The sequence below is a fragment of the Rhodococcus sp. no. 34 genome, assembly GCF_054589475.1.
Map to the genome: position 1 here is coordinate 1 of NZ_BAAILK010000035.1, position 25,078 is coordinate 25,078.

A 25,078-nucleotide genomic window follows, 5' to 3' on the forward strand; every position below is an offset into this window, starting at 1 on the left:
CGGTTCCCCACACCTCTTCCTGAGCCTTGCGGTCGAAGAACGCAAGCTCCCACGGATGCACACCGACGATGCCGCTGACCCAGCCCGTGGCACCGTCCATCGCGCCGATAGCCATTGCCGTCTCGGCGAATTCACGCGGATGCGCCTCGAGGCCACCGAACTCCTTCGGCTGGAACATCCGGATGACGCCGGAGTCGCGCAAGCGCTTCGCGCTGCCGTCCGTCAAGCGCATCAGCTTGTCGCCCTCGACTCCGTCAGCGCGGATCTCGTCGGCGAACTGTGAGATGTTGTCCAGAACCTGACCCATGATTTTTCCGGCTTTCTGGTTTCGCTACCCGGCGAGTGCCTGGGCAGAATGAAAATCTGTTGGTGAAACGGTGGCAGGTAGCCCACCGAAGTGCAGAAACGCTTCCCGGTGAGTGGGAGCACCCCTGTGCGCCTTTTTGGTAGTGGGGGCTACCAAAAAGGCGCACCGTCCTTACTTGCCTTCTGGACGCGTCAGAAATGCCAGAACGGACGCGACCCAGGCGTCGCGAGCTTCGATCATCGTCCAGTGTCCGCAGTTGGGGAAGATGTGAACTTCGCCGTTGGGGATGTCGCGCATCGGCAGAATCGCCATGTCCACGGGGCTGACGCGGTCATCGCGTCCCCAGGTCAACAGCGTCGGCGCCTTGATCTTGTTCAGCTGCGCCCAGTACGGCACGGCGGTCGACGCAGCGGCAGCCGCGCCCATGGCGGCCATGGCCTTGCTGCTGTACATACGACGGGCGATCTCGAGCGTCGTCGGCTCGGTGGCCAGGGCCCAACGCTCTTCGATGAGCTGCTCGGTGACGACGGCGCGGTCGAAGACCATCGAATGCAACCAGCGGACCAGAGCTTCGCGGGTGGGGTTGTCGGTGAACTCCATGAGGAGTTTGATGCCTTCACCGGGGCCTGGCGAGAAGGTGTTCTTTCCCATGCCGCCGATGGTGACGAGCTTGCTCACCCGGTGCGGCTCGTCGATCGCGACCTTGGTGGCGACGATGCCGCCCATGGAGTTACCGATCATGTGGACCGGGCCGAGGCCGAGGCCGTCGAGGAACATCCCGACCGACGCCTGCGCCATCATCATCGGATGGTCGGGGCCGGGATCGCTGACGCCGAATCCGGGGAACTCGAGAACGTAGCAGTGGAAGTGCTTCGCGAAGTCCGCGAGAACGCCGCGGTAGTTACGCCAACCGGTGACGCCGGGGCCCGATCCGTGCAGCAGCAGGAGCGGCGGGCCGTCGCCGGCTTCGTGGTACCGGAGCACACCGAGATCGGTCTGCAGTTCCTTCAGAGTTCCCTCGTAGCTCAGTTCAGTCGTCATGGTCCGAACGGTGCCATCAGTACCGCTGAGCTGCTATGACTCGTCCCGATCAGCGAGACAAGTCGATCAAAATACGTCAGATCCAGTGGTCGGACGACGCTGCCAGCAGGCGATCCATCGTCTCCGCCGAGAACGTATTGGTCGGAACGGGAGGCGTTTTGCGGCCGCGGCGAGGAGCACCCAGTTCGGGGTACAGCGTCCGCGAGACCTCGCGAGCCGCGTCGACGACCAGCGGAGCAACTCGCTCGAGCTGAGCGGTCCGCATGTCACCACACAACGCGATGCTGCCGACGGGACCCTCGTGTCCGCGAATTGCCGAAGCCACACAAGCGACTCCACGCGCTGACTCCCCGCGTTCGAAGGCCAGTCCCCGACGCTGACGGATGCGGTTCAGTTCCTGGTGGAGCACAGCGACGTCGGTGATCGTGTTCTCGGTGCAGCGGGGAAGAGAAGACCCGAACAGAGCGTCGACGCGCTCAGGGTCGATCCACGCCAGCATCGCCTTGCCACCAGCCGTCGAATGAGCGAGCACTCTGCCGCCGACGCGGGACGGGAGCGCCGCGGCGAATCGTCCGCCGACCTTGTCGAGATAGACGCTCTCGCGTCCGTCGAGCACCGACAGGTGAACGACCATGCCGGTCTGCAGGTGCAGTTCGTGCAGAAGCGGTGCAGCGGCTTCGCGGATCTGGCTGTGGCCGCCGTCGCCACCACCGAGGCCGAGCGCGCGACGCCCGAGGCAGTAGCCGAACGATGCGTGATCGACCCAGTCCAGCTTGACCAGCTGATCGAGAATGCGGTGGACCGTGGAGCGCGGCAACTGAGTACGGCACGCGACCTCTTCCAGCGTCAGCCGCGCGGCGCGGCCGTCGAAGGCGTCGAGAATCAGTGTCATCCGCTCGACCATCGACGGCGGCAGATCCTTCTTGGGTTGCCCACCGGCAGTCTGGACGGTGGACAGTGTGTCGTTCATGTCAACAATGGTCATGGACGCCTCCCGAAAACTGGAATTGATTCTACCGACTATAACCCAGGTCACAGTTTCTGGAAAGTGAATCGACCTTTTCGATCCCGATCAGCGGTAATTCACCTGCCACTGGGCGAGTGGGGACGCTATAAACGCCCGATGCACCTGGGAATCGTCACACCGGTCCTGATTCAGCACCCGAGCACACGCTCGGAGTGGGAGGCAAGTGCTGACATCGGCGAGATCGCCACAGTGGCCGCCACGGCGGATCGACTCGGTTTCCATCATCTGACCTGCAGTGAACACGTGGCGGTCCCAGAGGAGATTGCCGCCGAGCGCGGCGGAACCTACTGGGATCCGCTCGCCACCCTTGGTTTTCTCGCCGCGCGTACATCAAGAATCCTGCTGGCGACGCAGGTGCTGGTGTTGGGCTACCACCACCCCCTCGAGATCGCCAAGCGTTACGGAACGCTTGATCGAGTCAGCAATGGACGCCTGATACTCGGCCTCGGGGTGGGGACTCTGAAACAAGAATTCGATCTCATAAATGCTCCATTTGCCGACCGAGGTGCGCGCGCTGACGATGCCTTGGCCGCACTTCGGGCATCACTGTCGACGCCGACTCCGGAGTATCACGGCGAGTTCTTCGACTACTCCGGATTTGTCGTCGAACCCCACGCCGTCCAGAAACGGGTGCCGCTGTGGATCGGCGGCCGGACCAAGAGATCGCTGCGCCGGGCCACCACACACGGCGACGGGTGGGTGCCGTTCGGGCTGCGATTCTCCGAACTGAAGGAAATGCTCGACGCCACGACGCTCCCCGACGGATTCGACGTGGTGCTTCCCGCCGGTGCGCCGCTCGATCCTCTCGGCAATCGCGAATCCACCCTTCGCGCCTTGACTCGCGTCCGTGACGCCGGGGCGACCATCGCCAGCTGCTCGGTCGGCGCTCGAAGCGTCGAGCACTACTGCGAACAACTCGAAGAACTTCACCGAATCGCCCTCGTCGAGGGCTTCTCTTTCACCACTTCCTGATTCCCCGACAATCCAATGCAAAGGACGTACCGATGACCGACTCGACCGCCCTGATCGAATCCCTGCTCGCCCGAGTGGAATTGCTCGAGGACAAGCTCGCGATCACCGAACTGCTGACCACATACAGCCCTGCCGTCGACAGCGGATCAGCCGACGAGGTCGCGAACCTGTGGCTCGAGGACGGCGTCTACGACGTCGATACCGGTGCGATGCACGGCCGCGGCGAACTGCGCGCGATGGTTCACAGCGCCTCACACCAGAACTGGATCATGAACGGCGCGGCTCACATGATGACACCCGCCCACATCCGCATCGACGGCAACAAGGCCGTCGCGACCTGCCATTCGCAGTTGGTCATCAAAGACCCCGAGAACCCGACGGGATTCAAGGTCCTCCGCATCACCGCAAACCGCTGGGAACTGATCAAGACGGACGGCGAGTGGAAGGTCGAACTGCGTACCAACGCCCTCCTCGACGGCCGACCCGAGGCTCGCGCTCTCCTGGCTGCCGGCGTGACGGCCTAACCGGCCTGTGCGCGGTTAGGGACCCTCTGCGGTCGCTAACCGCGCACAGCTGTTGAAAGTTCGGCTCCCCGAACTCTATAGTTCACTTATTCGAACCAACAGGTCCGAGTACGTGTGACCAGGAGACCGATGAGCACCAGTACGCAAGAGCCGACGACTCCGCGCCGACGACCCACGGGGAGATCCATCGCCCTGCTCGGTCCGGCGTTCGTCGCGGCAATCGCGTACGTCGATCCGGGCAACGTCGCCGCCAACCTCACCGCCGGCGCCAAGTACGGCTACCTCCTCATCTGGGTACTCGTACTCGCCAACGCGATGGCCGTCCTCGTGCAGTATCTGTCCGCGAAACTCGGTCTCGTCTCCGGCAGATCCCTGCCCGAAATGCTGGGTCAGCGCCTGCGTAAGAACAACCGTCGCGCGTTCTGGCTCCAGGCCGAGATGATGGCGATCGCGACCGACGTGGCCGAAGTCATCGGCGGGGCCATCGCACTCAACCTGCTCTTCAACATCCCGCTCTTCCTCGGCGGACTGATCACCGGATGCGTGTCGATGGTGATCCTGACGATCCAAAGTCGGCGCGGACAGCGCACTTTCGAGTTCGTGGTGATGGGATTGCTGGCCATCATCACCATCGGCTTCCTGACCGGGCTCGCCTTCACCGACGTCTCCGGCAGCGAAGCGGTCGCCGGACTGGTCCCCCGCTTCGAAGGAACCGAGACCGTACTGCTCGCCGCCAGCATGCTCGGAGCAACGGTCATGCCGCACGCGATCTACCTTCACTCCGCATTGGCACGTGATCGCCACGGCCACATCAAACCCGGCCCACGGTTGCAGCGATTACTCAAAGTCACCCGTTGGGATGTCGTTGTCGCGTTGATCATCGCCGGTGGCGTGAACATCGGCATGCTGCTGCTGGCCGCTTCGGCGCTGCGCGGAGTACCCGGCACCGACACCATCGACGGTGCGCATGCCGCGATCGAGAATTCGCTCGGCCCGGGCATAGCCGTGGTGTTCGCGATCGGCCTCCTCGCCTCCGGACTCGCGTCGACCTCCGTGGGATGCGCGGCCGGCGCCGAGATCATGCATGGTCTTCTGGCCATTCGCATTCCGGTGATCACACGCCGGATCGTCACGCTCGTCCCGGCGCTGATCGTGCTCGGACTCGGCGTCGACCCGACGCTGGCGCTCGTGCTCAGCCAAGTGGTCTTGAGCCTGTGCATCCCCTTCGCGATCATCCCGCTGGTGCGAATGACCTCGGACCCCGAACTCATGGGCGACGCGCGCAATGCCCCGCTCACGACCGTCGCGGCGTGGATTGCGGCGGGCTTGATCGTTGCACTCAACGTCGCTCTGCTGGTTCTGACGGTGACAGGCTAGAGCACCGGAGCCACCCAACGCGTCCCTCACAAACGCGCTGGACGGCTCCGGCCGGACTAGGAGACTTGCTCGGCGAGAGTGGCCTTGGCCCAGCGATAGTCGGCCTTTCCGCTGGGAGAACGCCTGATCGACGGAACGTTCATGACGGTGCGCGGCACTTTGTACCGAGCGACCTGCGACGCGCAATGCTCACCGATCTCGGCAGCGTCCGGGACGTCGAAGCCTTCGCGGGTCGTGATGACCGCAGCGACGCGCTCACCGAACTTCGCATCCGGAATTCCCGCGACCAGAGCGTCGAGCACCGCCGGGTGACTCTTGAGTGCCTGCTCGACCTCTTCGGGGTACACCTTCTCCCCGCCGGTGTTGATGCACTGAGAACCACGCCCCAGCAGGACGATCGAGCCGTCGGCTTCCACGCGTCCGACGTCGCCGAGCACCGACATCCGCACCCCGTCGATCACCGGGAACGTAGCCGCGGTCTTGACCGGATCATTGAAGTAGCCGACCGGCACGTGACCGCTGCGAGCGATGTAGCCGGTCTCGGGCGATCCCGGCTCCAGCGGCCGCATCCTTTCGTCCACGACGCGGGTCTCGTCGCGAGCGGCGATGCGCATCAGGCCGTCTTCGCCGATCTCCAGATTGCCGTCGACGCCCGACTCCGAGGAGCCGAATCCGTCGCGGATCACCAGGTTCGGAAGCATCGACTTGAGCTGCTCCCGCAGTGAGAGCGAGAACAAGGCTCCGCCGGACGAGACCATTCCGACCGCGCTGAGGTCGTAATCTGCTGCGTTTGCTGCCAATTCGTCTGCGAGCGGACGTGCCATCGCGTCTCCGACGACGGTGATGGAGACGGCCTTCTCACTTCCGGCGAGCTGCAGCGTCGTCTTCGCGTCGAACCGCGCCATGAGAATTGCGTTGGCGCCCATGAAGAATCCGGTGAACAGCGAGTACGACGCCGCACCGTGCATCAGGGGTGCGGTACTGAGCATGTTCATCGCGGGGACGTTCGGCACTGCGGCGAACAGAGCCTCGGCGGTCGTGTGCGGCGGACCGAACGGATTTCCGCCGGTGAGCGCCGCGAAGTAGAAGTCTTCATGACGCCACATGACGCCCTTGGGCATCCCCGTCGTGCCGCCGGTGTAGATGACGAAGAGGTCGTCGTTGCTGCGGGGCGCGAAGTCACGAGTAGCGGGCTGCTCCGCGGCGGCGTCGGCGTATCCAACGACGTCGACACCTTCGATATCGCGGACCACGGACTTGCCGACGACAACGACGTGTTTGATGCCGGGCGCGGCCGGGAGAACCGTCTCCACGACGGAAACGAACTCCTCGTCCACGATCAGTGCCACCGACTGCGAATCGTTGTACAGATAGGTCAGTTCGGCGTCGACGTAGCGATAGTTGACGTTGATCGGGACCGCACGAATCTTGAGGCAGCCGAGCAAACTCTCGACGAACTCGACGCTGTTGCGCATGTGCAGAGCGACGTGATCGCCCGGTCCGACACCGACGCTCGCCAAGTGGCGGGCAATGCGGTTCGATCCCTCGTCCAGTTCGACGTAGGTGCGACGACGGCCATCGCACACGAGCGCCGTGCGGTCCGGAATCAGATCCGAAATGCCCTCGTACAGATCTGCCAAATTCAGTGACACTGCTGGTGCCTTCCTTGATGTCCGGCCCGGTGAATTCGGGGCCGACCTACTGCGTTTTCGGTGAGAACTATCCGAACCTGGAGCCGACGAATGCGGCCGAGAACTGAGCGGATCGGTGGTGACGCAAACGCGTACGCGGTGGGATCGCCGCGTCGACCCAAGGTGACATGCAGCGCTCGTGACCCAGATCACCGCTCCCGCTGAGTGAGACTGCTCCTCAGTTGGTCAAAATTCTGCTCAAAACTAGAACTAATTCTGATTTCGCTCGAATGATTTTTTCGGAACGACTACCGAACTCTCGACTTCAAATTAGAATGAATACTAATTTTGCTGTACCTACCCGCCAGACCGGATCGAAGGAGCACGACATGACGCAATCACTGAGCTTGGAAGGCAAAGTTGCCGCCGTCACCGGCGCCGGCGCCGGTCTGGGTCGCGCCGAAGCACTCGGACTCGCGGCTGCCGGTGCAGCCGTCATCGTCAACGACATGGGTGCAGCGGCCAACGACGTGGTCGACGAGATCAAGGCCGCAGGTGGACAGGCACTCGCCATCACCGGCGACGTCTCCGACTGGTCGCTCGGCGGGCGCATCATCGAAGAGGCTGTCAAGAACTTCGGATCCTTCGACATCCTCGTCAACAATGCAGGCATCCTGCGCGACAAGATGATCTTCAACCTGACCGAATCCGATTGGGACGACGTCATCCGCGTGCACCTCAAGGGCCACGCCGCCACCTCGCACGCAGCCGCAGTCCACTGGCGCGCAGCCAGCAAGGCAGCCGACGCACCGGTCTACGGCCGCATCATCAACACCTCTTCCGAGGCCTTCCTCTTCGGCAGCGCCGGACAGCCCAACTACTCGGCAGCCAAGGCCGGCATCACCGCTCTGACGCTCTCGAGCGCAGCAGGTCTCTCCCGCTATGGCGTCCGTGCGAACGCGATCTGCCCCCGTGCCCGCACCGCCATGACGGCAGAAGCCTTCGGCGAGAACAACACCGGCGTCGTCGGCCTCGATCCGCTTGCACCCGAGCGCGTCGCGACCCTGGTCAGCTACCTCGCATCCCCCGATTCCGACGAGATCAACGGACAGGTCTTCGTCGTCTACGGCAAGATGGTCGCGTTGATGGAAGCACCCAAGGTCGAGAATCGTTTCGACGCAGCCGGATCCGCGTTCACCGTCGAAGAGCTCGGTGGCCAGCTCTCGTCTTACTTCTCCGGCCGTGGGCCCTACGAGACCTACGCCGCCTACAGCATCGCCGGCCTCGAAAAGATTGCACTTGCAGTCGACGAGACCGCAACAGTTTGAGCAGCACTTACGAAGAGGAGCGTTTCATGAGGTTGAACGGCAAGGTAGCGATCGTCACCGGCGGCGCCGGTGGAATCGGTCGCGCTGTCACCCGAGTCTTCGCCCGTGAAGGCGCGAAGGTCCTGTTCGTCGACATCAACGACGAGCAGGGCCAGGCCCTCGAACAAGAACTGGCCGGCTCCGGCAAGTTCCTGAACGTCGACCTTGCTGCCGCCGGTTCGGCCGAGCAGATCCGTGACGCCGCGCTCGAGGCTTTCGGCAAGCTCGACATCCTGGTGAACAACGCTCACGCGTCCCGTCAGGCTCCGTTGCTCGAAACCACGCAGGACATGTTCGACCTGTCCTTCAACACCGGTTTCTACCCCGTTGTCCACCTCATGCAGGCGTGCCACGACGAACTCGCGAAGACCAAGGGTTCGGTCGTCAACTTCGCATCGGGTTCAGGTTTGGACGGAATGCCCACCCAGACGTCCTACGCTGCGGCCAAGGAAGCTGTGCGAGGCCTGACGCGCGTCGTCGCCAACGAGTGGGCGCCGGAAGGCATTCGGGTCAACGTGGTCTGCCCGTTCGCCGCCACCGAAGGCGTCGTCAAGTGGCAGGAAGCCTTCCCTGAGCGCGCAGCCGCATCGGTTGCCAAGGTGCCTCTCGGACGCATCGGTGATCCCGAAACCGACATCGCTCCCGTCGTGGTGTTCCTGGCGAGCGAGGATTCCAAGTACATGACGGGTCAGACGTTGATGGCCGACGGCGGCAGCATCAAACTGCGCTGAGTCGAAGTTCTTCTCGGTGAGCTCAGCTCACCGAGAAGAGTTTCGCAGCGTTGTCGTGCACGACGGCTCGCAGCCATTCGTCTCCGAGATCGAAGCGCGTAACCGCTTGCAAGGCTGTGAGATACGGGTACGGAATGTTCGGGAAGTCGCTACCGAACAGAATCCGGTCCTGCATGTCGACGAGCCGTGATACGTCTACCTTCGGGAAGGCACACTGCTCTTCCGTGAAGTCGGTGAACGCCATGGTCGTATCCAGGCGGACGTTGCCGTAAGCCTCTGCCAGATCGAGGAATTCGCTGTACTCGGGCATCCCCATGTGGGCGACGATCAACGACAGGCGCGGGTACCGTGCGAGCAGCGAAGCAATGCGATCAGGTCCCGTGTACTCCCCCGGCGCCGGTCCCGAACCACAGTGGATCACGATGGGCGTCTCGGACTCCTCTAGTTGCCCCCAGACTTTGTCGAGCAGAGGGTCGTTCGGATCGTAGTTTCCGACCTGGATGTGGGACTTGAAGATTCGCGCGCCCGACTCCAATGCCTTGCCGACGTACGACGCCGCCGACTCCTCGGGATAGAACGTGGCCGTGTGCAGGCAATCGGGCGTTTGCGCGGCAAATTCGACGGCCCACTGATTGAGCCACTCGGCCATCGCATGCTTGTGCGGGTAGATCATCGACGTGAAAGCCCGGACACCGAACTCACGGAGACGGTGTACCCGCTCCTCCTCGGCAAGTCGGTAGGCGATGGGCCAAGGCCGACCGATCATCGGTCCCGCCGAATCGAAGTAACCCCACACCTTGTCCATGACGCTCTTCGGCATGAAATGGGTATGGACGTCGATCACGCCAGGAACACCCAACTCGCGCCAAAAAGCCCGAACCTCGGCGATCTCCTCCGGTCCGGTCGATGGGACCTCTTCGGTACACACGTCTGACACCCCTTTCGTTCGCTCGACCATACCGAGTGCCGTCGCGCTCACCGGGACAGGTCGTTGACGGCCCGCCCGGAGCACCCGAATGTGAACCCATCTTGCCGATCACCGTTGGAGGTTGAATGTCTCAGGCCGAGTCCGAAGTGGGGTCGATCAGTGCCGTCGAGGAACTGCTCGCAATCGAGGAAATCAAGCGTGTGTTCGCCGCGCGCCTACGCTGCATGGACACCAAGCAGTGGCACGTCTACCCAACCCTGCACACCGCAGACGTCGTCAGCGAGACGTGGGGCGGACTCCCGACAGACAAGCAACCCAAGACCGGCGACACCTCGAACCAGGTAGTGGGCATCGACAAACTCACCGCGGCAATTCGGAACATGCTCGACGGCGACATCCCCCTCACCACGGCGCACCACGCACACACTCCCGAAATCGTGCTGACCTCGCCCACCACCGCAACCGGCATCTGGGCGATGGAGGACATGCTGTGGTGGAACGACGGCGAGAAAGAACTGCACCTACACGGCTACGGCCACTACCACGAGAAATACCGCAAAGAAGACGGCAAGTGGCTGATCAGCTACCGAACCCTCACCCGGCTCCGTGTCGACCAGGACCCCGGATTCTTCCGATTCATGAAAGCGCTGTGACGAAGTGACCAACCCGCTGTTCCAACCGCTCCGCATCCGTTCGCTCGAACTGTCCAACCGCATAGTCATGTCGCCGATGACGCGCACGTACTCCATCGAGGGCGTGCCTGGCCGGGACGTCGCCGAGTACTACCGCCGACGAGCTGAGGGCGGCACCGGACTGATCGTCACCGAAGGCGTCGCGATCGATCACGAGACTGCTGTCGATCACGCCAATGTCCCCAACCTCCACACCCCTGCCGCTCAGGCCGGCTGGCGCAAGGTAGTCGACGACGTGCACGCTGCGGGCGGCAAGATCGTGCCTCAGCTCTGGCACGTCGGGCCTCTGTGGGGCGCGATGACGCAGATGGACCCTTCGCTCAAGCCGATGCGTCCCTCCGGCGAATGGGGCCCGCTGGGCGTCACCTCGTACTCCGCGGCCTACGTCGAACGCGCGCAGGCGAGCACCGAAGCGATGACCGAGCAGGACATCCAGGACGTCATCGACGCGTATGTCCGTAGCGCGAAGCACGCCGTCGAACTCGGCTTCGACGGTATCGCGATCCACGGCGGTCACGGCTACCTCCTCGATTCCTTCTTCTGGGAGGGCACCAACCAGCGCGACGACGCGTGGGGCGGCGACCTGGAGCGTCGAACCAAGTTCCCGGCCGCCGTCGTCGCTGCGATCCGCGCAGCCATCGGACCGGATCTGCCGATCATCTACCGTTTCTCACAGCACAAGCAGCAGGATTTCACCGCGAAGATCGCGGAAACCCCCGAAGAGTTGGGCGTCATCCTGGGCGCGCTGGTCGACGCCGGAGTCGACGTTCTCGACGCCAGCATCAGGCGTTTCGACGTGCCGGCCTTCGAAGGCAGCGATCTCTCGTTGGCGGGTTGGGCGAAGAAGCTGACCGGCGCCGTCACGATGGCCGTCGGCAGCGTCGGTATCGGAAAGTCGCTGCGGGACAGCCGCATCGAAGGCGTCGCACCTGTAGTCGACAACATCCCACAGCTCGAGGAGCGCATCGGCAGCGGAGAGTTCGATCTGATCGCGATCGGCCGTCTCCATCTCGCCGATCCTGCATTGGCAACTACCCTGCGCGCCGGTGGCCCGCTACCGGCGTTCGATCGAGCGGTGCATGAGGGCAGCTTGATCTAGGGGCTCCGCCCCTGTGCGCCTTTTCGGTAGTGCGCACTACCGAAAAGGCGCACAGGGCCGAAGGCCTTTATGTTCGACCCATGACTACTTTCAACGCCTGGGTCGCCCGCGACAGCGACGGCACCATCGACTTCGCCCCCGAAACCGTCGACGAATCCTTCCTCCCGGCAGGTGAGGTCACCATTCGTGTCGAGTATTCGAGCGTCAACTACAAGGACGCGCTCGCGGTCACGCCGAAAGGCGGGGTGGTTCGCGAGTACCCGATCGTCCCCGGCATCGACGTCGCCGGCGAGGTCATCGCCTCCGAGTCCGACGCATTCGCCCCGGGAGACAAGGTCGTCGCACATGGCTACGAGATCGGGACCGCCCGCAACGGCGGCTACGCCGAGATCGCCCGTTTGCCTGCCGAGTGGGTCGTGAAGCTCGACGGCATTTCCACCGCCGACGCTGCCGCGATCGGCACGGCAGGATTCACCGCAGCCATGAGCGTCCAAGCCATTCTGGCCGGCGGAGTGAAGCCAGCCGACGGTCCCGTCCTGGTGACGGGCGCGAGCGGCGGAGTCGGCACCGTCAGCGTCGACCTTCTGGCAAGCGCAGGCTTCGACGTGGTCGCCTCCAGCGGCAAGCCAGGCGCGGCAGACCTTCTGACGTCACTCGGTGCGTCTTCGGTGATCGGCCGGCTCCCCGAGGATCCCGACGCCAAGCCTCGCCCGCTCGGAAAATCTCAGTGGGCGGCGGCCGTCGACTGCGTCGGTGGAAAGACCCTCGCTCACGTTCTGAGCACGATCAACTACGGCGGTGTTGTCGCTGCCAGCGGATTGACCGGTGGCGCCGCGCTGCCTACGACCGTGCTGCCGTTCATTCTCCGCGGAGTCTCACTGCTGGGCATGGACTCGGTATTGATGCCGATCGAGCCCCGTCGCGCGCTGTGGACCCGGCTGGGCTCAGACTTGGCGCCACGTCATCTGAAGGAGATCACGAACCTCGTTGCCGTCCGCGACGTCGTCTCGGTGATCGATCAGGTCCGCGAAGGCAAGTACACCGGCCGGGCGCTGGTTCAGGTTGCCGACGGGTTCTGAACCGCTCAGAAAAGTGTGAACAAATCTGCCGGCTCTTCGGCCGTCGTGGACTTCTCCTTGTAGGGGGAGTTCACGGCGGTCGGTTCCTTCTTCACCGGGGCAGCAAGCGGCACCGATGCGATGTCCCCCGAGACGATGGCGCGTGCGGCTTCGCCGGCCAGCTTGTCTGCCATTTCGTTGTAGTGGTTGCCGACGTGCCCGCGCACCCAGCGAAAGCGCACCGGTCCGACACGATCGGTGATGGCTCGATCGATACTCTGCACCAGTTCGAGGTTCTTGACCGCCCCGCCGCTCGCGGTCTTCCAGCCCTTGCGCTTCCAACTCGGCAGCCATTCCGACGCGCACTTGATGGCGTACTGCGAGTCGGACTCGATGAGCAGAGGATCACCACCGGGATGGGCGACGACGGCCTCGAACAGAGCACGCAACTCGGCAATCTGGTTGGTGCCAGACGCTTCTCCGCCGGACATGCTCGGACCCTCGTGATTGACCCACGCCCAGCCGATAGCCCCGCCGGGGTTTCGCAGACAGGATCCGTCGGTGCTCACGATGATCATGGCTCGGACAATACGTTGCGCCACCGACACACGCCTTAACGGAGGATGGACGGTGGCGATACGCTGACCTCGATGACGCCGCTATCTCCCGCCGACGAAGTCACGGTGACTTCTCAGCGACCACTCGATGCCGCGCTGACGCTCAGCCCGCATCAGCGCGGACCCGGCGACCCCGCACATCGACGGTCAGCCGACGGAGCGATCTGGCGAGTTTCCCGCCAACTTTCGGGTCCTGTGACCTACCGCATCACCCAGTCGGATCGCCATACGGTCCGGGTACAGGCCTGGGGTCCCGGCGCCACGGAATTTCTGACCGGCGCCGAAGCTCTGCTCGGTCTCGACGACGAGGCCGAAGATTTTGCGCCCGAGCATCCCAAGCTCGCCGAAGCTCATCGACGCTTCCCTCATCTGCGCATCGGCCGCACCGGCCGCGTCATGGAAGCTCTCGTTCCCGCGATCCTCGAGCAACGAGTCCACGGCATCGACGCATTTGCCGCGTGGCGCCGCCTGCTGACCAAGTTCGGGGAGCGCCCACCCGGCCCCGCGCCCGACGGAATGCGAGTTCCACTCACCGCGGACCAATGGCGTCGAATGCCGTCATGGGAATTCCATCGCGCGAACGTCGATCCAGCGAGGTCCAAGACGATCGTTCAGTGCGCTCGCGTCGCCGACCGCCTCGAGCAGGCATCCACGTTCCCCAGGACCGAGGCGACCAAACGGTTGCGAGCGGTACCCGGCGTCGGGATCTGGACTGCCGCCGAAGTGGCTCAGCGTGCATTCGGCGATTCAGATGCACTCTCGGTCGGCGACTACCACCTCGCTGCCGTCGTCGGGTGGTCACTGCTGGGTGAACCGATCGACGACGCCGAGATGGTGCAGTACCTCGCTCCCCTTCAACCGCATCGATACCGCGCCGTGAGGCTCCTGCAGGTCAGCGGGCAAGCCGTCAAACCCAAGTTCGGTCCGCGAACTGCCGTTGCCGACCACCGTTGGCACTGAGCATCAGGAGTTGGAAAATGTCGACCCGATACGCACACATCGCCTTCTCCCCCGCTGCGGTGGAGCGTCAGCGGTCGACCGGAAGTTTCACCGTGTACGGTTCGAAACTCGATCAGCCCGACGAAGGCCCGATGGAATTCGATTTCCGCGCGCAGGGATTCGTGAAATCCGTGGATTCCTTCTTCATGTCCACGGTGACGCCCGACGGTTGGCCGTACGTCCAACATCGCGGCGGCCCGCGCGGATTCCTGCATGTGTTGGGCCCGAATCGAATCGGATTCGCCGATCTCCCCGGCAATCAGCAATTCGTGACGCTCGGCAATCTGGAAGAGAACAATCGCATCTCGCTGTTCGTCATCGATTACCCGACGCGAACGAGATTGAAGATCTACGGGCGTGCGCAGGTGATCGAAGCGGACGAGGACCCTGCACTACTGCAACAGCTCTTGCAAGTCCCCGGCGGCACCATGACGGCAAAAGCCCAGCGTTCCATCGTCATCGACGTCGAAGCGTTCGACTGGAACTGCAGTCGAAACATCACGCCACGCTTCGACAAGGAGCGCATGGACGAATCCCTCGCTCTGGCACGCCAACCCCTGCAAGCCGAGGTAGATCGGCTTACTGCCGAGGTCGAAGAATTGCGTGCGCGGTTGTCGAAAAACGAGTGAGACTAGGCGGTTTCAGGGCACTCGGAGTCGGGTAGCCACCAAACACGGCCCGTCGCGCGGAGACGACGGGTCCCGTTGTGCCCGAGGAGGTCCGCACGATCGATCCAGACGGTGGAGTTCTGGTTAACGAACTGCACCGCCACCATTCACGACTGGTTCCACACAGACAGATTGGCCGTCCCCATGAAACTGTCCCGAACTCTCACCATGTCCGTTCTCGTCGTCGCCGCAGTCGGCGCCGGAGCCGGCACCGCGGTCGCAGCGCCCCCGAATGCGGGCTTCGATCCGTCCCAACCCCTACTGACACCGACCGCAGAGTCGAACAGCCAGGCGGCGTTGATGCTCTTCCCCGGTAACGATCCGAAGCAGGCCGCGTTCGACACGATGGCCAACGAGGTCAATATCGGCTGGAACAACGGTGGTCTGCAGTCGACCCTGATCGGAGCCAACCTCGGCGTCGGAATCGGCTGCCTGTCGATCTTCCCGAACTTCATCGCCGGCTGCATCGTCGGTGGAGTCATCGGCACGGTTGCCGGAGTCGGCGCAGGAATCACCAACGGAAACCCGAACGCTGCGCCGGCCGTCGAGAAGTTCTTCGCGACTCCTTGAGTAGCGCTCAGCTGTGCGTGTGCCCGGGGGTGGGTGTCTCGTCGTGAAAATGTGTGGCGCCGATCGAATGCAGCAGCTGGTGAACGGTGTCGTCCGCCAGTTGGTATCGCATCGATCGGCCGTCGCGGGTCGCGCTCACCCACCCCTGGCTACGCAGTAGCCGCAGCGCATGTGAGACGGCTGTGCCGCTCATCCCCAGCGCCACGGACAAATCCGTGACGCAGATACCCGGTGCGTGATGAAGGCAGAGCAACAGACGCAGACGGTTGGTGTCGGAGAGAAGCTCGAAGCGACCGGACCAACTGGTGACGTCCAAACCCTCGAGTGCGGCCCTGGCGCGACGAACATCCTCGACGCTCAGCGCGCCACTGGTGTCTGCTGCGCCTGCATTCGTCAACCGACTGCCTCCGTAGAACTTCCGATCCCCCGCCGCAAGTGTACCCAGAAGCGAACCTCGTCAGGCAGACTCCACCACGGCCGCCATACCCTGGCCACCGCCGATACACATGGTCAACAGCGCTTTTCCGCCGCCGCGTCGGCCGAGTTCGTGAAGCGCGGTTGTTGCCATACGCGCACCCGTCGCTCCCACGGGGTGCCCGAGCGAGATGCCGGAACCGTTGACGTTCAGGCGATCGAGGTCCTCGAATCCCCATTCCTTCACGACGCCGAGAACCTGGCACGCAAACGCCTCGTTCAGCTCGACCAGATCGAAATCGGCAAAGCCTGCCCCGGTGCGAGCAAACAGTTTCGAGACGGCGGCAACCGGCCCGAGGCCCATCAGCGCCGGTTCACAACCGGCCGCGGCCCAGCTGTCGAGGAACCCGATGGGTTCCAGCCCCAGCTCGTCCAGACGATCCTCGGCGACCACCAACATCGCTGCCGCAGCGTCATTCTGTTGGCTGGCGTTACCGGCGGTCACGACGCCTCCCTCGGTCACCGCACGCAGCCGTGCCAGGGTTTCGAGTGAGGTATCTGGACGGATCCCCTCGTCAGCACGAAACTGTGTGACGTTCCCTTTCCTATCCGTCTGTTCGACGGCGACGATTTCGGCATCGAATCGGCCGGATTCTCTTGCCAGTGTTGCCTTTCGGTGACTGTCGACGGCGAAGGCGTCCGACTCTTCCCGCGTGATCCCGCAGCGTGTCGCGACGTTCTCGGCCGTTTCGATCATTCCGCTGATCCGACCGAATCGCCACTCGGGTTGCGAGCGCTCGCGGCCACGATCGAGGCGGTCGAACAGTTGCAGCCCACCGGATTTGGTGCCCCACCGCGCCCCGGTGGTGTAGTGCTCGATCCCGCTCATCGATTCGACGCCGCCCGCGAGAACCACGTCGGCCGCACCCGTCTGGACCATCATGGCTGCGGTAACGATGGCCTGCAGACCCGTTCCACATCGGCGATCCGTCTGGAAGCCGGCTACCGAAATCGGCAACCCGGCCTCGAGCGCCGCCCACCTTCCGATACACGGTGCCTCCGAATTGGCATACGACTGCCCCATCGCGACGTCGTCGATGCGGGACGGATCGATTCCGCTACGACGCACGGTCTCCTTGACGACAGTGGCAGCCAAACTTTCCGCAGGCACGTCACGAAGTGCCCCTCCGAAACGGCCCACCGCGGTTCTGACCGGCGCGACCAATGCTGCTCGTTTCACAACTGACCTCGAATCTCGTTCTGGAAGAATGGAAAAGGATTCAGGAGACCAACAGGCGCACGGTATCCGCCACCAGCGCAGGTTTACCCGCTCCTTCGATTTCGATCGTGTACCGCACGACTATCGTCGCGCCCTTCGCGGTGCGCTCGAAGGAAAGAATCTCCGCACCTGCCCGCACCGAAGAACCGACCTTGACCGGTTCGGGGAATCGCACCTTGTTGCTTCCGTAGTTCACGGTCATGGAGATTCCGTCGACACGCATCACCTGAGCGCCGAGCACCGGCAACAACGAAAGAGTCAGATAGCCGTGGGCGATGGTGCCGCCGTACGGACCCTGCGCTGCGCGCTCGGGATCCACGTGAATCCACTGGTGATCCTCGGTGGCGTCGGCGAACTTGTCGATCCGATCCTGTGTGACCGGGAACCACGCGCTGTAGCCCAAGTGCTCACCGACAGCCGTCTCTACTTCGTCGATTCCGTTGAAAATTCGCATAGTTCTCTCCTGAAAGGTGTTGAACAGCAAAGAAAAGTGCAGCGCTAATGTGCGCCGCGGCGCAGCGTGACCCGATACGTGTACTGCTCCGGCAAGAAATAGCTCACCGACAACTCGTTGGCAACGCCCTGCGCGTTGGAGTACAAACGGTCCACCCGCAACATGGCGTGGCCGATTTCGCAATCGACGTCCCTGGCAACGTCCGCCGTGGCCGGGGACACCGTGATCGATTGTGCTGCTTCGACAATCGGACTGTCGATCAGCGGTTCCAGCAAGCCGATCACCGTATTGGCGCTCACCGCACCGGCCGCCATGGCGGGCAGGTCGATGATCTGCCGCGCGATCGCCTCCGGCAGATGCGCCGTCGTCTGCACGAACGGAACTCCCTCGTGTATCCGCCGGAAGACCACGGTGTACACGACGTCGGTGTCGAGCCGAAGCCGACTGGCCGCCTCGATGTCCACGCGCCGTTGCAGCGGTGACACAACTTCCATCGTCGTGTCCCGCGAAAGGTTCATGAGATCTTCGATGGATCCGAGATGACGGAGATAGCGGCCGCTGTTCTCGGTCACGAACGTTCCGCGCCCAGGTACTCGGTACACGATGCCCTCGGCAACAAGGTCGTGAAAGGCTCGGCGGACTGTCTGCCGGCTCACGCCATGATGCTGCGCCAGTTCGGATTCGGTGGGTAGTCGAATGCCATCGCGATAGGTACCGGCAGAGATCTGCTGACGAAGCTCACGAGAGAGGCGTTGGTACGCCGGCTCCGTCTCTCTTTCCTTACCGCTCATAGCGACATGATCCTACTTGCTCACCGGTCCGTCACAGACCGCCGCGGGCAACCAGCTGCGAAACGATCACGTTGCGCTGAATTTCGTTGGTTCCCTCCCCGACGATCATCAGTGGTGCATCACGGAAATACCGCTCGACGTCGTACTCCGTCGAGTAGCCGTAACCGCCGTGGATGCGGACGGCGGACAAAGCGATTTCCATCGCCACCTCGGAGGCGTACAGCTTGGCCATGCCTGCCTCCATGTCGCACCGCTCGCCGCTGTCGTACATCTGCGCCGCGTGCCACGTCAGCTGCCGTGCGGCCGTCAGCTTCGTTGCCATGTCGGCGAGGTAATTGCCGATCGACTGGTGCTTCCAGATCGGCTGGCCGAAGCTCTCGCGCTGCTGCGCGTAGGCAAGTGAATCCTCGAGTGCGGCCGTGGCGACGCCCAGTGCACGGCAAGCCACCTGGATACGGCCGGTCTCGAGCCCCTTCATCATCTGACCGAAACCCTTTCCGGGAGTACCGCCCAGAATGGCCGACTCGGAGATGCGGTAATTGTCGAAGGACAGTTCACAACTCTCGACGCCCTTGTATCCGAGCTTCGGGAGGTCGCGGGAGACGGTCAGCCCTTCGCCGTGCTCGACGAGAACGATCGAGATGCCCGCATGACGAGGGCTTGCGCTTGGATCGGTCTTGCACAGCAAGGCGATCACGCCGGATCGGCGGGCATTGGTGATCCATGTCTTGGCGCCGTTGACGACCAGATCTGTGCCGTCGCTCTTGGCGTTGGTTGTCATGGCCTGCAGATCGGAACCTCCGCCGGGCTCGGTGAGGGCCATCGTTGCCCGGATCTCGCCGGTTGCCATTCGCGGCAGGTACTTCACCTTCTGTTCTTCGGTACCGAACAGCGAGATGAGCTTGGCGACCACAGTGTGCCCGCCCATCGCTCCCGCCAGGGACATCCATCCGCGCGACAGTTCTTGAGTCACCTGCGCATAACAGGGCATGGACACCGGCGATCCGCCGTACTCCTCGGGAATCGCGAGCCCGTAGATCCCGATCTGCTTCATCTGATCGATCCACTTCTCGGGATACTCGTTCGCGTGCTCCACCTCCTGGACCGTGGGCTTGACCTCTCGGTCGACGAACCGGCGCACGGTTTCGATCAGGAATGTCTCTTCGTCGTTGAGCTTGAGCATGAATCCGCCTCGACTTGAAAAAAGTTTGTACGGCCATATTTCGATATTGTTCGCGCAATGTCAATACCGCGCCTTGACATCGATACGCAGCAACTGCCAGCATCGAGGCAGTTCGTTGCACATCAACGCCGTTCACGGCAGCTCATCCACTTCACAACTAGCCGTACATTTGATTTCCAGATCGAGGTAATCGACACACTATGGACGAGAACCACTACCGCGCCACCAGACGTCGCGCGTCCCTGGTCGCGCCGGGTTCAGACGAGCGCAAGGCACGCAAAGCACTCTCTTCGAACGCAGACGAGGTGATTCTCGACCTCGAAGATGCCGTCACTTCGACGAACAAGGACCTGGCGCGAACCCTCGTGAGCACCTTGGTGCACGAGTTCGGTAGGGCGCGCACCATCTCGGTCCGAATCAACGGCCTGACCACACCATGGGCCCGCGACGACCTGATCGCCTGCGGCGCCCTCGGAGAATCGCTGACGAGCGTGATCGTCCCGAAGGTCGAGTCCGCCGACGAACTACTCGAGGCCGAGCACATCCTCTTCACTGCCGGTGGGCACCACACCACCCTGCAAGCCCTGATCGAAACTCCGCTCGGCGTCCAGAATGCCGACTCCATCGCCCGCGCGACTCCTCGTCTCCAAGCCGCGATCATCGGATACGCCGATCTCGGTGCAGCGCTCGGCCGTTCACGCTCGGCACTGCCTGAACACTGGCTTGCCGTCCAGGACAGAATTCTGATCGCCTGCCGCGCAGCCGGCGTCGCAGCCATCGACGGGCCCTTTCTCGGCATCACCGACGACGACGCTTTCCGCCATGCCGCGCACTGGACCAGCGCCCTCGGGTTCGACGGCAAATGGGTCATCCACCCGGCACAGATCGACTCGGCCACTACCGCATTCACTCCTTCGGACGACGCCGTCAATGACGCCCGACGGGTACTGACCGCACTCGAAGAAGCCGAAACCCTGGGTTCGGGTGCCGCCCAACTCGACGGCCAGATGCTCGACGAAGCTGTGGCCGTGGCAGCGCGTCGTACGCTTGCCCGAGCCGAAGGAGTCACCGTATGAGCGAGCACTACGTGGGAGGCCCGTACTTCGACGAGCTCACCCATGGTCAGATCTTCGACGAAGCCCCCGCGGTGACGTTGACCAGTGGACTCGCCGCCTCCCATCAAGCGATCCTCGGTGACCGCATGCGGCTCCCCCTCGACGCACATCTGTCGTCGAGCGTCACAGGTTCCGCTGCACCAGTGGCGAATCCAGGACTGGTCACCGACATCGCCATCGGTCAGTCAACCGTGGTCACACACCACGTCAAGGCGAACCTCTTCTACCGTGGACTGCGATTCCACCGTTTCCCGGTACTCGGCGACACTCTGTACACGCGCACCGAGGTTGTCGGTCTACGCGAGAACTCGGCCAAGCCGGGACGCGGCGCCACCGGACTTGCCGCGCTACGGATGACGTCTGCTGATCAGAACGGCAACACGGTCCTCGACTTCTACCGCTGCGCCATGCTCCCCCTGAGCCCCGACCCGATCGAGACGAGAACTCGCCACGCCGACGACCTCGGGGCGATCGGTCCGTCCGAACCGGCTCCGTACGTATCACCTGACGGTTGGGACCTCGACACGTATCGAGAGCGGGTACCCGGCAGGCACTTCGAGTCGGATTTGGTGGGCTCGGTATTCCGTAGCAGCGGCGACGTCGTCTCCAGTGCACCAGAACTTGCCCGGCTGAGCTTGAACGTCGCAGCGACGCACCACGACGATCGCGTCGGCGCCCACGGTCGCCTCGTCTACGGCGGCCACACCATCGGAATTGCACTCGCCCAGGCGACTCGCGCTCTGCCCAACGTGGTGACGGTTCTCGGATGGCACTCGTGCGATCACACCGGGCCCGTTCACGAGGGCGATACCCTCACCAGTGAACTACACGTCGAAAACTCGTCGCCCCTCGAACACGGAACCGCAGTGCAACTGCGTTCGCTCGTGTTCTCCCACAATGCTTCTGCAACACAAACTCCGGTTCTCGACTGGCGTTTCACCGTGTTGATGGCATGAGCACACACTCTTCTATCACGGAGGACCACACATGACTCAGAGCCCAGGCCCGCTGTCCGGGCTTCGCATCGTCGAGGTCTCGAGCTTTGTCGCCGCGCCGCTGTGCGGACTGACGCTCTCCCAACTCGGCGCCGAGGTGATCCGGATCGACCCGATCGGAGGTGCCTCCGATTACAATCGGTGGCCCGTCACAGACAAGGGCGAGAGCATCTACTGGACCGGACTCAACAAAGGCAAACGGTCACTGTCAGTGGACATGCGCGCCGAACGCGGCCAAGAACTGATTCGCCAACTGGTCACGGCGCCGGGACCTGGCGGCGGAATCCTGGTCACCAACGCCGGCGGCCGTAAGTGGATGAGCCACGACTCCCTGGCCCAGTTGCGTAGCGACGTCATCACCCTCGAGATCCTCGGACGCCGCGACGGCAGCCCCGGAGTCGACTACACGGTCAACGCCGCCTTGGGATTTCCACAGATCACCGGCCCCGCCGACTACGCCGGAGTTGTCAACCACGCACTGCCCGCCTGGGACGTCGCATGCGGGCTCTACGCCGCCCTGTCGATCACTGCCGCAGTGCGCCAACGTGACTCGACCGGACATGGATCTCGGATCACGCTCCCACTCGAAGACGTCGCATTGGCCACCGCGGGAACCCTCGGTTACCTCACCGAAGTACAAGTGAACGGTCGCAGTCGCGAGTCCGGCGGAAACGCCGTCTACGGCACGTACGGAATCGATTTCGTCTCCAGCGACAACGCACGGTTCATGATCGTTGCACTCACTACCCGCCATTTCCGCGACCTTGCGTCGGTCACCGGCACCACGGCGGCTGTCGACGCTGTCGAAGCTGCACTCGGAGCCGACTTCTCCACCGAAGCGGATCGCTACCGTCATCGAGAGGTACTCACTGCTCTGTTCTCACATTGGTTCCGGGAACACAGCGGCGCCGAGATCGCTGCAGCGCTGGACACATCGTCGGTTCTGTTCGAGAGGTACCGCAGTTTCGAGGAAGTGGTGAAATCTGGCGAACTGGAGAACAACCCGATGTTCTCCGCACTCGATCAACCTCGAATCGGAAGCTACCTGGCTGCCGCCAATCCTGCCTCGTTCGACGGCGCACACCTGGGTACCGGACCCGCCTCCGAGGTCGGCGGCGATTCGATCGCGGTGCTCGCCGACATCCTCGGAACCAACGCCGATCACGCCTCGACGCTGATCGCGGACGGCGTCGTCGGGGTTCCGGCGAACTGACCTACCCGGAAGATGTTTTCGGCCTCGGAACACTTGTTCCGAGGCCGAAAACACGTCGAGAGTGCGTCAGAGACCAAGATCCTTCGCGATGATGGTCTTCATGACTTCACTTGTGCCACCGTAGATTCGTGTGACACGCGTGTCTGCGTAAAGACGCGCGATGGGATACTCGGTGATGTAGCCGTACCCGCCGTGCAATTGGAGGCACTTGTCGATCACTCGACCTGCCGCCTCGGTGCAGAACAGTTTCGCCTTCGCTGCGTCGGGAATCGTCAGAGTGCCGCGGTCATGACATTCGAGTGCGTTGTCGGACACCAGCTGGATGGCATCAACCTCGGTAGCGCATTCGGCCAGAACGAATTTGGTGTTCTGGAAGGCCGCGACCGGCTTGCCGAACACCTTGCGGTCCTTGACGTAGTCGATGGCAAAGCGAAGCGCTGCACTGGCAGTGGCGGCCGCTCCGAACGCGATGGTCAACCGCTCCTGAGCCAGGTTGTGGGTCAGATAGCTGAAGCCGTCGCCCTCTTCTCCGAGTCGGTCCTCGACGGGCACCTTGACGTCGACAAACGAAAGCTCCGCAGTGTCGGAGGTCTTGAGCCCGATCTTGTTGATCTTGCGCCCCACCGAGTATCCGGGCGACGACGTATCGATCACCAGAATCGACAACCCCGTGCGCCGGTTCTCCGCTGTGCTGGGCGCGGTACGGCACACCACCAGGACGCGATCGGCAAGTACCCCACCGGTGATGAACGTCTTGGAACCATTGACCACGTAGTGCGTACCGTCCTCCGACAGCTTGGCCGTGGTCGCGATGTTCGCCAGATCCGACCCTGTTCCCGGTTCGGTCATCGCAATCGCGAACATCAGATCTCCGGAAGCGAAGCCCGGCAACCAGCGGCTCTTCTGTTCTTCGTTCGCGTACTCGAGCAGGTAGGGCAGGATCAGGTTCGTATGCACCGACTGCGAGCCGAACGACGCCCCGGCGGCAGCAACTTCCTCGGCGACGACGACGTTGAACTTGAGCGACTTCTCGCCGCCTCCGCCGTATTCCTCAGGCACCTGAATTCCGAGTACGCCCAGCTCTCCCAGCCGCCGGTAGAAGTCACGGGGCGGGTGACCGTCCTCTTCCCACTTCTCGTGGACCGGGGTTACTTCCTTCGCGATGAAATCGCGAACGGTAGCCCGGAATGCCTCGTGATCCTCGTTGAACACGGTGCGCTGCATGTATGAACTCCAGTCGGTCAAGGGGACAGGGTGATCCTGATCTCACCTTGCCTCAATATTCCGCATTCGATCCAACACTCATCGGCTATACCTCCGATAGGGCGTACCAATATGGCCTGACCTGCGATACATAGGCAACCGCTATCGTTCCGATCATCGACGCGACATTGCTCAAAGTGATCCAGAACACGTTGAATGGGTCAGCCGGCAAACACACCACCATCGATCGCTTCGAGGCCGCGCTTCGAGCACGATCGCATCCGCCCACCAGTCTCGAAGGGACGCCACGTGACCCCCATCGCGCCACAGCGTAACGACGTCCAGCCCGAAGCAACAGCAACGCCAGATTCGTCAGCAGTTCCCGTCTTCGGTACCCGCAAGCGTGCGTGGACGATGACCGGGCTCGTCGTTTTCCTCTACATCGTCAACTACGCGGACAAGGCAGTCCTCGGAATCATCGCTCAGCCCCTCGCTCGTGAGCTCGGACTGAAGTCTTCGCAAATCGGCATGGTCGGCTCGCTCTTCTTCCTGATGTTCTGCATCGGTGGATTCCTCGCCGGACCGCTCAACAAGTACCTGACCCTGCGTTGGGCGCTGTTGATCCTGGCCGCAATCTGGTCCGTGGTCATGCTCCCCCTCGTTCTCGGCGCCAGCCTCGCGATGTTGATCGTCTCGCGCATGCTCCTCGGATTTGCCGAAGGCCCCAGTTCGGCGCTGATGCACACCGCGGCGTACTCGTGGCACCCGCCGGCCAAGCGCGGCCTTCCCGGCGCAATGCTCGCCGGATCCGCCTCTGTCGCAA

General features: G+C 63.1%; 26 protein-coding genes and 1 pseudogene. 15 read left to right on the forward strand and 12 right to left on the reverse strand.

All coding sequences use genetic code 11. From position 1 onward, the window contains the following. The 3 genes and pseudogenes from ACYP01_RS13035 to ACYP01_RS13045 all read right to left on the reverse strand — a co-directional run. Positions 1-307: pseudogene (locus ACYP01_RS13035) on the reverse strand (hydroxylase); the annotation flags it as partial. Between the two features lie 171 nt (positions 308-478). Continuing rightward, positions 479-1,348, reverse strand: a complete 870-nt coding sequence (locus ACYP01_RS13040) for an alpha/beta fold hydrolase (protein ID WP_003940235.1) — start codon at positions 1,346-1,348, stop codon at positions 479-481. 76 nt (positions 1,349-1,424) lie between these two features. After that, a complete protein-coding gene (locus ACYP01_RS13045; protein ID WP_003940451.1) occupies positions 1,425-2,333 on the reverse strand; it encodes an IclR family transcriptional regulator in 909 nt (302 codons plus the stop codon). Between the two features lie 138 nt (positions 2,334-2,471). On the opposite strand from ACYP01_RS13045, the gene ACYP01_RS13050 reads away from it, so the two are divergent. The 3 genes from ACYP01_RS13050 (at position 2,472) to ACYP01_RS13060 (ending at position 5,248) form a co-directional block, all read left to right on the forward strand. Beyond that, complete coding sequence (locus tag ACYP01_RS13050) at positions 2,472-3,347, forward strand: TIGR03619 family F420-dependent LLM class oxidoreductase (protein WP_459680430.1); 876 nt, start codon at positions 2,472-2,474, stop codon at positions 3,345-3,347. A 32-nt stretch (positions 3,348-3,379) separates the two neighbouring features. Then, positions 3,380-3,871 (forward strand): nuclear transport factor 2 family protein, encoded by a 492-nt coding sequence (locus tag ACYP01_RS13055; RefSeq protein WP_003939809.1) that lies wholly within the window; start codon positions 3,380-3,382, stop codon positions 3,869-3,871. A gap of 129 nt (positions 3,872-4,000) precedes the next feature. Further along, a complete protein-coding gene (locus ACYP01_RS13060) occupies positions 4,001-5,248 on the forward strand; it encodes an Nramp family divalent metal transporter (RefSeq protein ID WP_459680433.1) in 1,248 nt (415 codons plus the stop codon). Between the two features lie 56 nt (positions 5,249-5,304). Here the strand turns inward: ACYP01_RS13060 and ACYP01_RS13065 are convergent, their stop codons facing one another. Next, positions 5,305-6,900 carry an acyl-CoA synthetase gene (locus ACYP01_RS13065; RefSeq protein WP_459680435.1) on the reverse strand — a complete coding sequence of 532 codons (1,596 nt, stop codon included), beginning with the start codon at positions 6,898-6,900 and terminating at the stop codon, positions 5,305-5,307. A gap of 368 nt (positions 6,901-7,268) precedes the next feature. Here ACYP01_RS13065 and ACYP01_RS13070 point away from each other — a divergent pair, with 368 nt between their 5' ends. Next, positions 7,269-8,207: a 3-oxoacyl-ACP reductase gene (locus ACYP01_RS13070; RefSeq protein WP_064443707.1), complete on the forward strand. Its 939-nt coding sequence runs from the start codon at positions 7,269-7,271 to the stop codon at positions 8,205-8,207. Positions 8,208-8,233: 26 nt separating this feature from the next. Beyond that, positions 8,234-8,977: an SDR family NAD(P)-dependent oxidoreductase gene (locus tag ACYP01_RS13075; protein ID WP_007729453.1), complete on the forward strand. Its 744-nt coding sequence runs from the start codon at positions 8,234-8,236 to the stop codon at positions 8,975-8,977. A 22-nt stretch (positions 8,978-8,999) separates the two neighbouring features. On the opposite strand, the gene ACYP01_RS13080 is transcribed toward ACYP01_RS13075, so the two are convergent. Next, positions 9,000-9,905, reverse strand: a complete 906-nt coding sequence (locus ACYP01_RS13080; RefSeq protein ID WP_459680439.1) for an amidohydrolase family protein — start codon at positions 9,903-9,905, stop codon at positions 9,000-9,002. A gap of 125 nt (positions 9,906-10,030) precedes the next feature. Here ACYP01_RS13080 and ACYP01_RS13085 point away from each other — a divergent pair, with 125 nt between their 5' ends. From ACYP01_RS13085 to ACYP01_RS13095, 3 genes are all read left to right on the forward strand, one after another. Then, positions 10,031-10,558, forward strand: coding sequence for a nuclear transport factor 2 family protein (locus ACYP01_RS13085; RefSeq protein ID WP_003939692.1), 528 nt, complete (start codon positions 10,031-10,033; stop codon positions 10,556-10,558). Positions 10,559-10,562: 4 nt separating this feature from the next. After that, entirely contained in the window at positions 10,563-11,696 is a 1,134-nt protein-coding gene (locus ACYP01_RS13090; protein ID WP_459680442.1) for an oxidoreductase, read from the forward strand. 80 nt (positions 11,697-11,776) lie between these two features. Further along, a complete protein-coding gene (locus tag ACYP01_RS13095) occupies positions 11,777-12,775 on the forward strand; it encodes an acrylyl-CoA reductase family protein (protein ID WP_003939915.1) in 999 nt (332 codons plus the stop codon). Between the two features lie 5 nt (positions 12,776-12,780). On the opposite strand, the gene ACYP01_RS13100 is transcribed toward ACYP01_RS13095, so the two are convergent. After that, positions 12,781-13,332 carry a ribonuclease H family protein gene (locus ACYP01_RS13100; RefSeq protein WP_314682176.1) on the reverse strand — a complete coding sequence of 184 codons (552 nt, stop codon included), beginning with the start codon at positions 13,330-13,332 and terminating at the stop codon, positions 12,781-12,783. A 45-nt stretch (positions 13,333-13,377) separates the two neighbouring features. Here ACYP01_RS13100 and ACYP01_RS13105 point away from each other — a divergent pair, with 45 nt between their 5' ends. From ACYP01_RS13105 to ACYP01_RS13115, 3 genes are all read left to right on the forward strand, one after another. After that, complete coding sequence (locus tag ACYP01_RS13105; RefSeq protein ID WP_314682173.1) at positions 13,378-14,331, forward strand: DNA-3-methyladenine glycosylase family protein; 954 nt, start codon at positions 13,378-13,380, stop codon at positions 14,329-14,331. Between the two features lie 17 nt (positions 14,332-14,348). Further along, positions 14,349-14,999, forward strand: coding sequence for a pyridoxamine 5'-phosphate oxidase family protein (locus tag ACYP01_RS13110; RefSeq protein WP_003940212.1), 651 nt, complete (start codon positions 14,349-14,351; stop codon positions 14,997-14,999). Between the two features lie 111 nt (positions 15,000-15,110). Further along, positions 15,111-15,608 (forward strand): hypothetical protein, encoded by a 498-nt coding sequence (locus ACYP01_RS13115; RefSeq protein WP_003940625.1) that lies wholly within the window; start codon positions 15,111-15,113, stop codon positions 15,606-15,608. 7 nt (positions 15,609-15,615) lie between these two features. On the opposite strand, the gene ACYP01_RS13120 is transcribed toward ACYP01_RS13115, so the two are convergent. From ACYP01_RS13120 to ACYP01_RS13140, 5 genes are read right to left on the reverse strand one after another with little or no spacing between them, the layout of a single operon-like run. Then, a complete protein-coding gene (locus ACYP01_RS13120) occupies positions 15,616-16,005 on the reverse strand; it encodes an ArsR/SmtB family transcription factor (protein ID WP_003940184.1) in 390 nt (129 codons plus the stop codon). 60 nt (positions 16,006-16,065) lie between these two features. Continuing rightward, positions 16,066-17,262, reverse strand: coding sequence for an acetyl-CoA C-acetyltransferase (locus tag ACYP01_RS13125; RefSeq protein WP_459680447.1), 1,197 nt, complete (start codon positions 17,260-17,262; stop codon positions 16,066-16,068). Positions 17,263-17,302: 40 nt separating this feature from the next. Next, positions 17,303-17,755: a MaoC family dehydratase gene (locus ACYP01_RS13130; RefSeq protein ID WP_003940415.1), complete on the reverse strand. Its 453-nt coding sequence runs from the start codon at positions 17,753-17,755 to the stop codon at positions 17,303-17,305. Between the two features lie 44 nt (positions 17,756-17,799). Beyond that, entirely contained in the window at positions 17,800-18,546 is a 747-nt protein-coding gene (locus ACYP01_RS13135; RefSeq protein ID WP_322001363.1) for a GntR family transcriptional regulator, read from the reverse strand. A 31-nt stretch (positions 18,547-18,577) separates the two neighbouring features. Next, complete coding sequence (locus ACYP01_RS13140) at positions 18,578-19,729, reverse strand: acyl-CoA dehydrogenase family protein (protein WP_003940468.1); 1,152 nt, start codon at positions 19,727-19,729, stop codon at positions 18,578-18,580. A gap of 200 nt (positions 19,730-19,929) precedes the next feature. Here ACYP01_RS13140 and ACYP01_RS13145 point away from each other — a divergent pair, with 200 nt between their 5' ends. The 3 genes from ACYP01_RS13145 to ACYP01_RS13155 are packed head-to-tail and all read left to right on the forward strand — an operon-like array spanning position 19,930 to position 23,052. Beyond that, a complete protein-coding gene (locus ACYP01_RS13145) occupies positions 19,930-20,805 on the forward strand; it encodes an HpcH/HpaI aldolase/citrate lyase family protein (RefSeq protein ID WP_459680450.1) in 876 nt (291 codons plus the stop codon). Next, positions 20,802-21,800, forward strand: coding sequence for a MaoC family dehydratase (locus ACYP01_RS13150; RefSeq protein WP_459680452.1), 999 nt, complete (start codon positions 20,802-20,804; stop codon positions 21,798-21,800). The genes ACYP01_RS13145 and ACYP01_RS13150 overlap by 4 nt, the downstream gene beginning before the upstream one ends. 31 nt (positions 21,801-21,831) lie before the next feature. Continuing rightward, on the forward strand, positions 21,832-23,052 hold the full coding sequence (locus tag ACYP01_RS13155; RefSeq protein ID WP_459680454.1) for a CoA transferase: 1,221 nt from the start codon (positions 21,832-21,834) through the stop codon (positions 23,050-23,052). 66 nt (positions 23,053-23,118) lie between these two features. Here the strand turns inward: ACYP01_RS13155 and ACYP01_RS13160 are convergent, their stop codons facing one another. Continuing rightward, complete coding sequence (locus tag ACYP01_RS13160; RefSeq protein WP_003940617.1) at positions 23,119-24,276, reverse strand: acyl-CoA dehydrogenase family protein; 1,158 nt, start codon at positions 24,274-24,276, stop codon at positions 23,119-23,121. Between the two features lie 393 nt (positions 24,277-24,669). Here ACYP01_RS13160 and ACYP01_RS13165 point away from each other — a divergent pair. Beyond that, on the forward strand, positions 24,670-25,078 hold a 409-nt coding region (locus tag ACYP01_RS13165; protein WP_459681319.1), incomplete at its 3' end, for an MFS transporter.

What these genes read in the sequence shown, in the direction of transcription:
- ACYP01_RS13140 (WP_003940468.1), bottom strand. Translation starts at nt 19,729, where the DNA reads ATGCTCAAGCTCAACGACGAAGAGACATTCCTGATCGAAACCGTGCGC.
- ACYP01_RS13160 (WP_003940617.1), bottom strand. Translation starts at nt 24,276, where the DNA reads ATGCAGCGCACCGTGTTCAACGAGGATCACGAGGCATTCCGGGCTACC.
- ACYP01_RS13075 (WP_007729453.1), top strand. Translation starts at nt 8,234, where the DNA reads ATGAGGTTGAACGGCAAGGTAGCGATCGTCACCGGCGGCGCCGGTGGA.
- ACYP01_RS13130 (WP_003940415.1), bottom strand. Translation starts at nt 17,755, where the DNA reads ATGCGAATTTTCAACGGAATCGACGAAGTAGAGACGGCTGTCGGTGAG.
- ACYP01_RS13150 (WP_459680452.1), top strand. Translation starts at nt 20,802, where the DNA reads ATGAGCGAGCACTACGTGGGAGGCCCGTACTTCGACGAGCTCACCCAT.
- ACYP01_RS13145 (WP_459680450.1), top strand. Translation starts at nt 19,930, where the DNA reads ATGGACGAGAACCACTACCGCGCCACCAGACGTCGCGCGTCCCTGGTC.
- ACYP01_RS13110 (WP_003940212.1), top strand. Translation starts at nt 14,349, where the DNA reads ATGTCGACCCGATACGCACACATCGCCTTCTCCCCCGCTGCGGTGGAG.
- ACYP01_RS13040 (WP_003940235.1), bottom strand. Translation starts at nt 1,348, where the DNA reads ATGACGACTGAACTGAGCTACGAGGGAACTCTGAAGGAACTGCAGACC.
- ACYP01_RS13135 (WP_322001363.1), bottom strand. Translation starts at nt 18,546, where the DNA reads ATGAGCGGTAAGGAAAGAGAGACGGAGCCGGCGTACCAACGCCTCTCT.
- ACYP01_RS13060 (WP_459680433.1), top strand. Translation starts at nt 4,001, where the DNA reads ATGAGCACCAGTACGCAAGAGCCGACGACTCCGCGCCGACGACCCACG.
- ACYP01_RS13050 (WP_459680430.1), top strand. Translation starts at nt 2,472, where the DNA reads ATGCACCTGGGAATCGTCACACCGGTCCTGATTCAGCACCCGAGCACA.
- ACYP01_RS13155 (WP_459680454.1), top strand. Translation starts at nt 21,832, where the DNA reads ATGACTCAGAGCCCAGGCCCGCTGTCCGGGCTTCGCATCGTCGAGGTC.
- ACYP01_RS13095 (WP_003939915.1), top strand. Translation starts at nt 11,777, where the DNA reads ATGACTACTTTCAACGCCTGGGTCGCCCGCGACAGCGACGGCACCATC.
- ACYP01_RS13085 (WP_003939692.1), top strand. Translation starts at nt 10,031, where the DNA reads ATGTCTCAGGCCGAGTCCGAAGTGGGGTCGATCAGTGCCGTCGAGGAA.
- ACYP01_RS13105 (WP_314682173.1), top strand. Translation starts at nt 13,378, where the DNA reads ATGGACGGTGGCGATACGCTGACCTCGATGACGCCGCTATCTCCCGCC.
- ACYP01_RS13045 (WP_003940451.1), bottom strand. Translation starts at nt 2,333, where the DNA reads ATGACCATTGTTGACATGAACGACACACTGTCCACCGTCCAGACTGCC.
- ACYP01_RS13055 (WP_003939809.1), top strand. Translation starts at nt 3,380, where the DNA reads ATGACCGACTCGACCGCCCTGATCGAATCCCTGCTCGCCCGAGTGGAA.
- ACYP01_RS13070 (WP_064443707.1), top strand. Translation starts at nt 7,269, where the DNA reads ATGACGCAATCACTGAGCTTGGAAGGCAAAGTTGCCGCCGTCACCGGC.
- ACYP01_RS13100 (WP_314682176.1), bottom strand. Translation starts at nt 13,332, where the DNA reads ATGATCATCGTGAGCACCGACGGATCCTGTCTGCGAAACCCCGGCGGG.